11 protein-coding genes and 1 pseudogene are annotated in these 12945 nt (G+C 46.1%); 1 reads left to right on the forward strand and 11 read right to left on the reverse strand.

The window, feature by feature from the left end; translation table 11 throughout:
- Window positions 1–170 precede the first annotated feature (170 nt).
- From GC098_RS19650 to GC098_RS41240, 5 genes are all read right to left on the reverse strand, one after another.
- A complete protein-coding gene (locus GC098_RS19650; RefSeq protein WP_171644956.1) occupies window positions 171–884 on the reverse strand; it encodes a hypothetical protein in 714 nt (237 codons plus the stop codon).
- Between the two features lie 221 nt (window positions 885–1105).
- Window positions 1106–2623, reverse strand: coding sequence for an ATPase, T2SS/T4P/T4SS family (locus GC098_RS19655; protein WP_246358731.1), 1518 nt, complete (start codon window positions 2621–2623; stop codon window positions 1106–1108).
- Window positions 2624–2681: 58 nt separating this feature from the next.
- Window positions 2682–3917, reverse strand: coding sequence for a CpaE/TadZ family protein (locus GC098_RS19660; protein ID WP_171644957.1), 1236 nt, complete (start codon window positions 3915–3917; stop codon window positions 2682–2684).
- A gap of 15 nt (window positions 3918–3932) precedes the next feature.
- The gene (locus GC098_RS19665; protein WP_171644958.1) at window positions 3933–4640 is read right to left on the reverse strand and encodes a CpaB family protein; all 708 of its coding nucleotides are present in this window, start codon (window positions 4638–4640) and stop codon (window positions 3933–3935) included.
- 249 nt (window positions 4641–4889) lie between these two features.
- The gene (locus tag GC098_RS41240) at window positions 4890–6131 is read right to left on the reverse strand and encodes an S-layer homology domain-containing protein (RefSeq protein WP_312880228.1); all 1242 of its coding nucleotides are present in this window, start codon (window positions 6129–6131) and stop codon (window positions 4890–4892) included.
- Between GC098_RS41240 and GC098_RS19675 the strand changes: the two are divergent.
- Window positions 6058–7229 (forward strand): annotated as a pseudogene (locus GC098_RS19675) (response regulator); the annotation flags it as partial. The gene GC098_RS41240 and the pseudogene GC098_RS19675 overlap by 74 nt on opposite strands.
- 42 nt (window positions 7230–7271) lie before the next feature.
- Here GC098_RS19675 and GC098_RS19680 read toward each other — a convergent pair.
- The 6 genes from GC098_RS19680 to GC098_RS19705 form a co-directional block, all read right to left on the reverse strand.
- Window positions 7272–8039 carry a polysaccharide deacetylase family protein gene (locus tag GC098_RS19680; protein WP_171644960.1) on the reverse strand — a complete coding sequence of 256 codons (768 nt, stop codon included), beginning with the start codon at window positions 8037–8039 and terminating at the stop codon, window positions 7272–7274.
- A complete protein-coding gene (locus GC098_RS19685) occupies window positions 8036–8689 on the reverse strand; it encodes a YkoP family protein (RefSeq protein ID WP_246358734.1) in 654 nt (217 codons plus the stop codon). Before GC098_RS19685 ends, GC098_RS19680 begins: the two co-directional genes overlap by 4 nt.
- 87 nt (window positions 8690–8776) lie before the next feature.
- Window positions 8777–9382 (reverse strand): sensor domain-containing protein, encoded by a 606-nt coding sequence (locus GC098_RS19690; protein ID WP_312880229.1) that lies wholly within the window; start codon window positions 9380–9382, stop codon window positions 8777–8779.
- 616 nt (window positions 9383–9998) lie between these two features.
- Window positions 9999–10961: a PfkB family carbohydrate kinase gene (locus GC098_RS19695; RefSeq protein ID WP_171644961.1), complete on the reverse strand. Its 963-nt coding sequence runs from the start codon at window positions 10959–10961 to the stop codon at window positions 9999–10001.
- A 7-nt stretch (window positions 10962–10968) separates the two neighbouring features.
- Complete coding sequence (locus GC098_RS19700; protein WP_171644962.1) at window positions 10969–11565, reverse strand: TetR/AcrR family transcriptional regulator; 597 nt, start codon at window positions 11563–11565, stop codon at window positions 10969–10971.
- 27 nt (window positions 11566–11592) lie between these two features.
- Window positions 11593–12756, reverse strand: coding sequence for a YhgE/Pip domain-containing protein (locus GC098_RS19705; RefSeq protein WP_171644963.1), 1164 nt, complete (start codon window positions 12754–12756; stop codon window positions 11593–11595).
- Window positions 12757–12945 lie beyond the last annotated feature (189 nt).

The raw sequence follows: 12945 nt of genomic DNA on the forward strand, positions 1-12945 counted from the left end.
TTTCTTGCAGTGCTCTTTTGACATGTAGTGATCTCCATCTCTTCTTACGTGCAGGCATATGCATGAAAAAGTGATAAAAAATAGTCATAAAAAGAAGAAAGAGCAGCAAATTAGAAACCATCTGCAGATTAGCTAGTTGCGTGCTTTCAATAATCATTGCAGCAAATCCCTCACATTCTACGCATAGATAAGTACATGCCCATTAAAAACGAAACAAAAATGAGGAGAAGCGCGTCAAGAATCATGTTTCGTCCACCAGGGTCAACAATATAATACAAATAAGCGTTCTCCGTGTTTACCTTGAAATTAATAAATAAGAATAAGGCAAGAAACAATATCGGCGTAAAATTAGCAATACGTATCTCCAAAAGTCGATTTCTTTCCAACTGATCGAATCGCTGCGCTTTCCGCATATCGACAATCAAATCCTTTAAGCTTTCACCGACAAAGCTCCCTTCCGTCAAAGCAACACGCATGACTCCGACAAAATAATCGGCCCATGTATGGCCCAAAGTGAGTGAGAAAATGCGTAAGCTCTCCTCTGTATCCCTTTGCGTCATGAGATTACGATATAATTGTTCAAATACGGGCTTGATCGGATAAAGAATTCGATTCTCTTCTAAACAATATTTAAGAGCCATTTTCATATTTTTATTTGGATCCACCATATAGTACTGATAGAACACTTCAACGGCCGGAAGAAACTCCAATCGAGTTTGCAGTCTGACACTGACCAGCTTCAACCGAAGCAGCATATAAGGAAGTGAAATACAGATCGAAGTAACGATAACGACCCCTTTTAACGTCTGAAAAAACAACATCCCCGCCACCAATCCTACTAAAAACAAAACGAAACTAACTGTCATAATGCCTCGCATGCTCATTTTGGATTCGACGGATTCCATCATTTCCTTTATATGCTTAAATAAAGAGCTCCTATTTCCCAAATATTCGCTGAATCTAGCGACTAACGTGGAGGTTTTGACATAATGCAGCCTATATCTGGCTTTGCGTTGTCGGATAAGTACATGTAATAGCGATTGAATAAGTACAAAAACTAGAACAAATAACAACAAGAGAAAGACATATTTGGCGAAAATCATGGCTAAGACTCGCCTTCTTTCACAATAAATCCGAGTTCCCTCAACAAAGCAAACCCCTCTTTGTCGTACTTAACTATTTTCCGCGATGCATGATGCGACAATTTCCCGGGAAATGTCCATTCATCTGTCGACTTGTCATAAGCTGCGAGATCCGTGACGCAAACCTCCTCATTTTCATAACGATATTCGACGATTCGCACAATCTTTCTTTTTCCATCAACGACAGCCATCTCCATACCGATTTGTGTCACAAACTCTGTAATCCGTTTCGTTAGACGCAGTGGATTCATCCCCCTGCCATCCAACATACACATATCTGTAATCGCATCAGGCACATCCTCAAGTTCACTCACATGAACCGAAGTAATACTGCCCTCGTGACCCCGCGTACAAGCCCTCACATAAAGGTTCGCGTCATCATCCCGAATTTCAGCATGACAAATGCGCTTTGGCGATTGCCTTAATGCCAATTTAAAAGCTTGCAGCCCAGAATGCCGCGGATCCTCCTCGTCAATTTCGTATTCGACGATATTTTTATGCGGAAAATCGCGCTTTAAATTCAACTCGAATCTCGATTCGATCGTAATAATTCGTTCATTATCGTCCATTTCGGCAATAATCGCTTTGATTAAATTTGTCTTCCCAGAGTTGGTAGGACCGATAACCACCATATTGAAATAGGATCGGATCAAGATCAGAATCAGCTTTTCCATCTTCTTATCCATCGTGGCTAGTTCCGCAGCAGCAAGGGACGTCAAATCAAACCGCTTAATCGTGTAAAAACGAATCGTTAATGTCGGTTCAGCTGTGAACCCGAACCCAGTCATCGTAACGCGGGATCCGTCCCGAAGAACAACCTCTGCCCATCGCTTCCTGGGATTCAAAGTGTCATTGTTAAACAGAACCAAATTCTGCTGTATCCTCTCTAATTCACGCACTGAAGGCAACGAATAGGCAGACGGCATTGCCATCCCACCGCGCACTTCAAAAATCTGTCTCCCAACAACCTGAATCTCTTCAAGTCCCTCCTTATGCTTTAGTACAAGTTCAAGAACGTTCAGCCCAATAATCTCTGCAAAAATGGCTTCCGGCAAAGTCGTATAACCACTCGTTCTCGGAGGCACATCCGAAAGTCTTCTTTTCGAAACTAGATCATGGATAATCGCAAGAAGCTTGCCTCGATCCTCCTCATAACCAAGAATCGCACGATTCAACGTCTCGTTATACAGCTGCTTTTCGATCTCAGTCCTGCCCTTCATCGAAACAAGTTCACTTCGAATATCCTGTACCCACTGGTTAAAAAGAGCATCCCCCTGCATCTGCCGTTCAGGTCTTTCTCCACCGACAGCTCTTGGACTTCCCTCGCCATCTTCATCTTCTCCCACAGAGCCCAGAGTCCGTCCTCCCTGCTCTGCCCCAAAACCAGATCTCACCGAGCCATGATCTGATCCTCTTCTCTTTTCCAGCTCAGTACTTGAAGTCAAATCAACCACTGCGCCCTCGCTTTTGCGTTCATGCATGTATGTAATGATTGAAAACCTTTCCTCACTCACTCCCCTCACCTCTTCCCTGCTTGATTTAAGTTGCAGCTCGTCTGCCTGTTATCATCTTTTGCAGCCATGTTACTTGTCGTAAACTCACCTTCCTTGGCAGCTTATAGTAATCAATGAATTTTCGAGAAACCGCCCTAACCTCCTCATGCATGGCGTGGGTCGGCACGAACATGTCCAACAGTTTGCCTTGATTACAACGAGAAAGCGCATCAGCATGCCGAGATACTTGACCAATCAGATGCAGCTGTGTTTCCTTGCGAATATCTTTAATCGTGAACTCGCTATGTTTGGCATGTCGATCCGTTTGAACAGCCATTAACTCAAAGCCATCCGGTTGAAGACCAAAAACGGCGCCAACCTGCCTGATCCACCTCGAAAAATCCTCTTGAAAATGAGCGATATCCGCTGTTGTTACCACAATTTTGCTATCTGCTTCCAGCAGTCCACAAACCGTCGCCGCATTGTCCCAATAAGCGCTAACTTCTATGATGCATACATCAAAAGTGCCTCGAGCCACACGCAATAAATGAATAATCTCCGATGGCGTAAAAAACTCCGCCTGCTCTCGAAGCATATTCCCATATAAGATATGAAGCCCATGTGCCTCTTTCGGTTTATCGCATACCTGCTGCAGCCTTTCCGGTGTGAGACTTTGCGCCTTCAGCTCCGCTCTCAGACCATCCAACGTAAAAACATGCTCGTCTCGCCCTAAATAACGATGAAGTTTAGAGCTTTTTAGATTGAGACACAAATATCCTACTTTCATAGAGGTCTCTAGGGCTAGCGCGTGTGCTACACCAAATGAAGCTAATGTCGTACCTATATTCGGCGTTGAGCCGATGAAAGTAATTAACTTTCCTGACGATTGTTGATTCGCATGATCTACCCCAGAACCATCAACCCAAGCCCGAATATCATCAGCAATAACAGCAGTGCTGCGCCCTGGCTGGACATAATCAAGCTTCATCAACTTGCACATTTTCAAATATTTCTCATTTATGGAAGCATCATGATAGTTCGAGAGCAGGACAATGATTTTTAGACCTGCGTATTGGTGTTGTAACTCCTCAAGAAACTCTTCAAAATCCCCAAAATCCATCTCCCGATCCGAAATGATCATATGTGAGTAAGGCATCTCCGTTAATTTACTACGTAAATCATCAGCAGCCGAGCAGATCATCCAGTTCAATGGCTTCGAATAAACCACATTCGTAATCTCATCAATCAATCGTTGATCCGTTGATAGCAGTCCTATATGCAATTTACATACCTCCTTTCATTCTCCTTCCAAAATAGAAGAGGAGCTAAACGCGATAACCAATTTCGCTTTCTTCGAGCTGCATAATTGATCAATCTGAAGCCACTCACTCTCCGCTAAATTAAGGTTGATCTGGTCAATAGCGCCGTTCGCTTCCAATCGGGAAGCATACATCTTTTCCTTATCGCCTTCCACCTTGGAGAGCAGATTAGAACTCTTCGGATTATCCACCTCCACATTCGCCGAGGACTTCACGGAAGCAACCGTAATTTCCTTCTCATCGAACAGCCTACGCGAGCTGCCATCAGCACCAGACACATAAATACGCACACGATCCCCGGCACGAATACCATTTGAAACTGACAATAAATATTCTTTAGGAATTTGAAAAGTAGCCTGCTGCTCATTGGGGAGCAGGTGATAACGATTCACCTTCCATTTCAAAATAGGCTCTTGCTTACCAAGCGGTATCAACGTCTCCAGCCCAACCACCTCCGTCAGCTTCGTCATCATGCCTTCTGTGTAACTGCCCTTCTGAACAGCTTTAAATTCCACCATATCCTCACGAATCAAGACACCGGCCCGAATAAAATCCTTCGGAACCGCAATCTGAACAGTCTGCTGCAGCTCGACCTGATTCACTTGCATGACATACAGCCCATACACAAGCAACCCCGCCATAACCGCAGCAACCAAACTAATAAGCAGGCTTCTCCTGCGATTCAAAACCTCACCCCCTGTTGTCTCGTCAAAACAAAAAAGAACACAAACCCCGGACATTCATCCGAAATTTGCGTTCTTCGCAAATAAAACATATTTGTTTGAGTAAATAAAACGATACATTTAAAATATCATATGATCTTCCATTTTTCAACATATTTTTACAATCGATCTGGAAACCACGCCTAGTATGAGTCCTTTTTGTTCAAGGAAAATAAAGTATTAGACTGGATGTGTTGATCCCACGCGGCTTTTCTACTTCCCCTTAAGCGCCAACATCTTCATCAAAACCGTTACGGCTTCCGCTCTCGTTGCTTGCTCACTAGGATTGAAACGGTTCGTGCCCGTTCCTTCCATAAGGTTATGTTCCTTTATTACGGCTACTGCGCCTCTCGACCATGACGGAATGCTCTTGTCATCCGAGAATCCGGTTTCGGCGTCCGGCACGATGGATAGCTTTAGCGCCTTCGCGATCATTACTGCCATCTCGGCGCGCGTAATTTCTGCGGTCGGACGGAATGAGCCGTCCTTATAACCATTAATAATGTCCGCTTGTACCGCTTGCCCGACCGCTTTCCGGGCCCAGGATCCGATCTTCGCGGTATCAGCGAAAGTCAACTCCATGCCCGCTTCTTGCGACTTCAACGCATTCATCAGCATGACAGTAAATTCGGCTCGACTCACGGATTTGCTCGGTTTGAACGTTCCGTCGGCATACCCATTAACAAGGCCAATACTAACCGCTTGCTTGATGCTTGACTCCGCCCAGTGTCCAGAGATATCGCTGAAGTCGGCCGAAGGATCCTTAACAGGTTCTTTCCCTTGATTTAAGGTGAATACCGCATACTTGGTAAAGTGATCTACTTCTACGGTGATCTGATTGCCGCTTACCAGACCGCCGACTTCCATCCATTCCTTCTTCGTTTCGTCATAGTAGAAGACAACGGGCTTTTGATTCCCCTTTATTTGTTTCGGATCAAAGGTGAAGATCAGCTTTACCGGCTTCGTGAAGTTTTCCGGGAAGTTCTTCAGAATCTCGAATACAGCGCAGATTAGAACTTCATTATTCACGAGAAGCTTCTGAGAGTCCTTTAATTTATCGATAGTGACTTTTATTTCTTTGTCTGTCGCATTGGCCGGGATCGAGACGACGACTTCATTGTCCAAGCTAACCTCTCCCGCTTTACCTGCCGGAAGCGTCAGCCTGCCATTCGTCGATTTTACGAGAGTATCGCTTGGCGAACCACCGCTTCCACTATTTCCGCTCTGCGCCGCAGCGTTCACCGACACCGTGTAGGTCACCTTCGTTAACCCGTCCACCGCGGTGACGATCACCTTCTTGCCCGTTGCAAGCTCGGTCGCAACGGTCGTTCCGTCCGTGTCGTAGATCTCGAACGTTGCACCTGTTGCCGACGTGATCGCATTGCGTCCGGAACTTTCTATGGAAACTGGGGAACAGAAGCTCGATTCTCTGTTGAATTTAGCTCGCAAGGGCATAGACGAAGTCAGAGGATACTTGCATCAATTAGAGTCACCGCAGGAGACGCTTCCGCTGCTCCATTCGTTGCAACAATTAGGAGAAGAATTTCAAGCACATGCCAAAGTGAGCGTTCGCTTCCGAACTTTTGGTGAGGAGTACCCGTTACCCAAGCAAGCAAAAATGGCCTTCTTTCGTTGCTTGCAGGAATCGTTAACTAATGCTGTACGTCATGGGCAATCTAAGGAAATTACCGTTTCACTGCAATTTGAGCAGCGGCACATTAGGCTAGAAGTGCAGGATAACGGTATAGGGACGGAGAAATGGCAGGATGGCTTCGGCTTGAACACGATGAAAGAGCGAGCCATGAATCTACAAGGGCAAGTCTCTGTTTATACAAAACATGGTGAAGGAACGCTCGTTACCTGCACATTGCCAAGGCAAGTGGAATTATCGGATGAGGTCATTCGCTTACTGATCGTCGATGACCAACCCTTCATCAGAGAAAGCCTCCGAACCATTCTGGAGGGACACAAGGATTTGCAAGTGGTGGGATTGGCCGAGGATGGCGAACAAGCCATTGAGTTATGCGAGCAGTGTCAGCCACAGTTGGTGCTCATGGATTTGGACTTGCCCCACATGGATGGGATTTCAGCATCAAAAAAAATAAAGCAAACATGGCCTCACATCCGAATTCTGATTCTGACCACGTTTCAAGATACCGAACAGGCCCAGAAGTTCTGCGAAGCGGAGCAGACGGTTACTTATTGAAATCTATTGAACCGCGTGAGCTTGCTGAAAACATTCGTCTTGTCTATCGCGGGGGCACACTGATTGATCAGGAGATGTCCCATAAATTGTTTGAGAAGCTCGAAATAGACAAGAATGAAATCGAATTATTTAAAGCGAAAACAACCGAGAACTACGACCTGACTCCACGTGAAATCGAAATTTTACAGCTTGTATCCAAAGGCCTACGTTATAAAACCATCGCTTCGAAATTATACTTATCTGACGGTACAGTGAGAAATTATGCCTCAACGGCCTATATTAAGTTGGGTGTTCGTAACCGGGAAGAAGCTATACAGAAGGCATTGGAAGCCGGATTTCTCTCATAAATCCTGGCTTTCTATCCTTACCTTCTCATTTACTGAGCGAACCTACATATGGACCTGACCAGAAGATTTGGCTCTCGGCACGACATCTCCAATCCCCCTCGCTTCCTTACCCAGCAGCTCATCCGTGCGCAGACATTTCAAACCCTTCATTTGAATTTCTTCCAAAACTTCCTTCAGAACTGCTATCATGTGCCGCGGTGCTTCTTCATCTGCTCCAAGTGTATCGCCGCTATCGTGTAGAACAACGATGGAACCAGGCTTAATCCTTTTCAACAAGGCACGCTTCATTTTTTCAGCGCTGACCGATAGTTTCCAATCTCCTACAATGACCGACCACAGTGCGATCCGATAAGACTTTCTCATCAAAAGAAGATCGCCTAGATTGAGAAGCCCCCAGGGCGGGCGGTAAAAGATAGGCCGCTCTCCTGTGATTCGCTCGACAATGTCAGCTGTACGATCTGCTTGCTCTCGTTTACTCGTCCATGGGGACAAAATCCAGTTGGAAGTGTGCGTATAGTTATGAATGCCGATTTGGTGCCCCTCCCGGTACATGAGCTGAATCAGCTCCGGATATTTTTCGGCCTTGCTGCCCAGTACGAAGAAGGTGGCCTTTACTTTACGCTCTTTTAACAAGTCCAGTAATTTAGGCGTATAGTAAGGGTCAGGACCATCGTCGAAAGTAAAGGCAATTCCCTTCGCCGCTTTTCCTTTGGAGTGAACGCCCCACCTACATATTCGGGTAAGAATAAAGGGTACAATCATATAGAGAATCATCACATCTATGGATAAATGAATTAGCTTTTGTATCATGAGACCGCCTCTTTCTTCCTTTGACCCTGCAGATCCTGGTTACCATCAAGAGATGATGGTTTCGAATCCTTTTTCCGTACCGTAAAACGTTCCTTCAGAGACTGTTTGCTTATCACTATCATTATGGGAGATAACTTCTCGATGCTGTGCCCGACTCGCTGTTTCCCATCCGGATGCAGCATTCGAAGAAGAAAGCGAAGATAAATCGCATAAAATCGTTGCTGCCATTTGGACTCAATGGGATGCTGTTCAAACCCTATTCCGTGAATGATCCCCCGGTGAAGCAGTGTGATCCCGGTTAAGGCCTGGACTTTCACCAGTTCCGGATTGCTATCCAGCTCCTGACTTATTTGCTTGATTGCAATGCGAAACAAGCGTGCAGTACTCAACCCGGCTCGATCTGCACCGACCGTACGTGTAAGCTTCAGTACTTGCCGATTATCCAGATGAAGTTCGCCCACCCAATCTCCGGCAAGTATCCGACGCCCGTCTTGACAGGTAATACTATTTCCGCGATGCTGCCTGACCACCAATTTACATATGCCATATCCCCACACAGACTCGCTCCGAAATCTGTTTAAGAAGTCAAACACGTGCTCCCACATCATCCAGAGGGACTGTGAGGATGTTTTCATAAGTGACACTGTCATAATAATCTTCCCCCACTCTCATTTGATATGCACATTCCTTTAATGCTAGACTACAGCTGGAATTCTACATCATCTGTTGTTATCACTTTATTTTCCAGCTAAGCCTTCAACCATACGACGCGTATGGCTCCCGATCATCCTTACCAAGCCATTACCCAAATAAGGACCGAACCATATAAGGATTACACCTGCAAGCATGACGTAGAGCGAGTCGCCAAACGTTCTGATTTCCATCCCTAAGAATGAAAAATAATCTAACAGATTCAAGACAGACAAGATAGGCGCTAACAGGAGGGTAAGTGGTGTCACATAGAAAAGAGCAGCGCAAATCACACTGACAAGTCCGATAACGAATCTCAACATCAGCACGAATATCGCTTTCCAATTACTCGTATCGGATAGTTCAGCTTTAACCTGATCCCATAAGCTTCCTTCCGTTCTTGTTCGGCTTTGAACCGGGCCAATAGTGATATCCGTGTAACCTTCGGTTTGGATCCGTTCATGCTGCACAAACGCACCAGTGGAACGCAAAACATAATGGAGAATCGGAAGCCCTACTAAGGTAAACGACATCGTGACCCCCAATGTAATACCCACCAAATAAAAGCAAAAGTAAAACACCCCTGTCACAAAAGTAAGCAACAAAAAATAGAAGTTTCTCAGGTGTTTCCGGATTCTTTGATTCATGTCCATCTCTTCCTCTCCTCTTTAGAAATCCTTTACAACTCTTATGCTAGTTCTTGTGATGTAAAATCGGCTAGTGCCATAATGTCATATGACAGATCTTCTCGATAACGTTGTCGCTTAATGGTCATTCCACACCAAAAACACCCTATCGTCTAATTCCGGGAAGGAATGTAGAAGGTAGGGTGCCCTTGCCTCAAAGTAAACAAAAAGAACGCAATCCCCGGACATCCATCCGAAATTTGCGTTCTTCACAATATAAAACAAAATTCACAATAATTCAAAAGCTCAGCTATGGCCTGCAACCACTATCCCTTTCCCTCAGAATTGCACATTCGTCAGGAATCTATTTCATCCCGTTAACTTTCGGTTAATTGGATGAAACTTTTCTTGCATCCATTTCTGAGCTGTGGGGATAGTGGGCATAGGATGGCTTCCATGAATCGATCACTCAGCATTGATAATTCTTACTGCTCAGTCTCACACCACTATCCATTTCCCTCAGAATTGCGCATACGTCAGGAATCTATTTCATCCCGTTAACTTTCGGTTAATTGGATGAAACTTTTCTTGCATCCATTTCTGAGTTGTGGGGATAGCGGGCATAGGCTTGGCTTCTCACAAGCTAGCCTTGCACTTCCGCCAGCGTAGGGAGCGCAGGAATCGCCCCCCTGCGCGTCGTCGTAATTGCGCCTACGCGGTTGGCGAAGGCGAATACCTGCTCAGCGGCTCCTGTTTCAGCGAGCACGTCAACGATGGTAGCTGGCGTAGCGCCAAGCGATACCAGCTGATAAAGCATGCCGCCGACAAAACTATCGCCGGCGCCAGTCGTGTCCACGGCTGCCACAGGCGTGCCGGGGATGACGACATCCTGCCGTGCGGTCACGACACGGCAGCCCCCAGGACCTAAAGTGATGATAATCACTTTAGGTCCTCGCTGCAGCAGCTGCTGCGCACCTGTGGTCGCGTCCACGCCGAGGAGGAATTCGATTTCCTCCTCGCTGACTTTGACCACATCCGCAAGCGGGAGCTGCGCAAGGATTTCTGCCCGAGCTGCGTCAGCGCTCGGCCACAGCGCCAGGCGCACATTGGGGTCGTACGACACCAATGCGCCAAATTCTCTCGCTCGGCACGCTGCATCCAGCGTCGCGGTGCGGCAAGGCTCGGCAATCAGTGATACCGAGCCGAAATGATAGACCGCGGCGTCTTCCAGCCACTGCGCCTGGACTTCGTCTGCGCGCAGCAGCATGTCCGCCGCCGGGTCGCGGAAAAACAAGAAATCGCGCTCACCATCCGCGCGCAGTGAAACAAACGCCAGACCGGTCTTCGCCTCATCGGTCTGCACAACGGCCGTATGCACGCCGACTTCGTCAAGCGTGCGCACCAAAAAATCGCCGAATGGGTCACGGCCGATTTTACCGATAAACCTTGCGTCGCCGCCCAATTTGGCGACCGCCGCAGCGACATTGGCCGGCGCTCCGCCCGCCGCCCGCTGGAAGCTCGTAACGTCTGCCAACGCTTGCCCGTTCACCTCCGGTACGAAATCAATCAAAAGCTCACCTAAACTTACGATATACGTTTTACCCATAAATCCATCATTCCCCTTTGCATTGATATCTTAACGCATTTAGCACATAGGTTGTCGTTTGCTCAATTAAGGTCGGGGTATCAGGCCGTTCCTCCGTAAACAAAAGCTCAAAAAACTCCCTCTGCTTATAGAAAAATATGGAGCCCAGCACAAACATAAGCGTGCTATCCAGAGATTCAAAATGAAAAATCCCATCCTGTCTGCCTTGCTCTAGTAAATCCCTCACCTTTTTCCATAATGGATACACGAGCTCTCTCATTTTTTCCAAACGTGGGGTGATCGTAATAATCTCCATTTGCATAAGACTAATCATTTGAGGATCAGCAGTTCTGATCTCTACGACACCCTGAATAATCGTCCGGATACCTACGATAGGATCCTCAATGGCTATAAAATCAACGACCTTGTTCATAGGGAAAAACTGTTTAAATATCTCGTAGAAAACGCTCTCTTTGCCGCCAAAATAATAGGAAACCAGAGCCACATTGGCCCCAGCTTCCTGACAAATTTGACGAACGCTTGTGCAATCATAACCATGCTTCGCAAACAGCTTCTTTGCTGCCAGAAGAATTTTCATTTTCATATCTAATTCTTGCTCAGCCATTCTATCAACGCCCTCCTCGTACTTTAGCTAAGCGGTTTGTGGACGTTGTTCCATCGCAGGCACTGCCTTTGCCTTTTTTGCAGACACAACCAAGATATCAATGACTAGTGCAACTGCAGCAATAAGAAACAAGAAACCGACTTCCTTGGCAACACCTGGTCCACCAAACAAGATATTCATTAACCCATTCACGGCATAGGTAGCTGGGAAAGCATTACTGATTGTATGATATAAAGGCGACAAAAGCTCCCTAGGCACAATAGCGCCAGAAGACACCAATTGCAAGGACAACATCGCGATGTTAAATAGCATACCTACGTTCCCAAACAATGTCAAAAACATTTCAGCGACGAGCGCAAAGGTGAGTAAGAATAAGGTCTCAAACGCCCAAAGGGATAAAAAGCCTTTCTCCACATGTCCGCCCAAGGCGACGACCATCGTTGCACTAATCAACCCTACAACAACTACGGCAATAACAGTCACAACGATACGTGCGGCCATTTTGCTCATTTTATTAACAGATGCACCGAGAATATTCGTAGATACATTAAAGTTCATTCCCATGATCATTGTACCCACAATCGAAGCAAGCACGAGCATCATAGGAAGCATTTGATTCGGCATATCCTTTACTTTATTGGTGCTTTGAATGTCAGAGGTTACCTTAGTTGCGAGCCCTTGTGCGATTTGACTTGCTTGCTCAGCTGGCAGCTTTGGATTCATCTGTGTAAGGACTGCTGATGCCCCGGCTGCTACGGCCTCTTTGTTCACAGACGCCGTGACGTTCCCGGCTACAGCCTGCATCACAGACTTCGTCATAGAAGGATTAGACTCATTAATTGTATACGTGATGGGGACAGTCTGTCCTGGGGTTTGAAGCTGTTTGGAAAAATCAGCCGAGATGTGCATAACCATCTGGACCTGGCGATCATTTAACAGATTATGTGCTTGTTCATTAGAAGCCACCAGCTCTGTTTGAAAAGGAAGGTTGCCTTGCAGGTTCTGAACAATCTTGCTCCCCAAACCTTGATCTTCATTGACGATCGCGATCTTCAATTGGCTCGTGTTATCGGATACTCCCGCGTAACCCGTCATCCAAATCAAGCTAAACAACAACTGAAACGTAATGGCTGTGATAATCCCTATCTTTGTCGTTGCTTGTTTTAGAAATGCACCTAGTGCGTGTTTCATTTTAACCACTCCTCTTCCTTAAACGATCGTTTAAATTAAACGTTTGTTTAAATTATAGAATGGAGCTGAAAAGCTGTCAAGATACGACTTACATTCATTCCGCCTCGTAAGAACGTTGTAGTAAGTAAAGCTGCGTAATGCCTCCCCATTTAGCTTCAATGCAGCCCTTGGCAGCCCTGTCAGGAATGG

The sequence above is a fragment of the Paenibacillus phytorum genome, from assembly GCF_013141715.1.
GTDB classification, from domain to species: Bacteria; Bacillota; Bacilli; order Paenibacillales; family NBRC-103111; genus Paenibacillus_E; species Paenibacillus_E phytorum.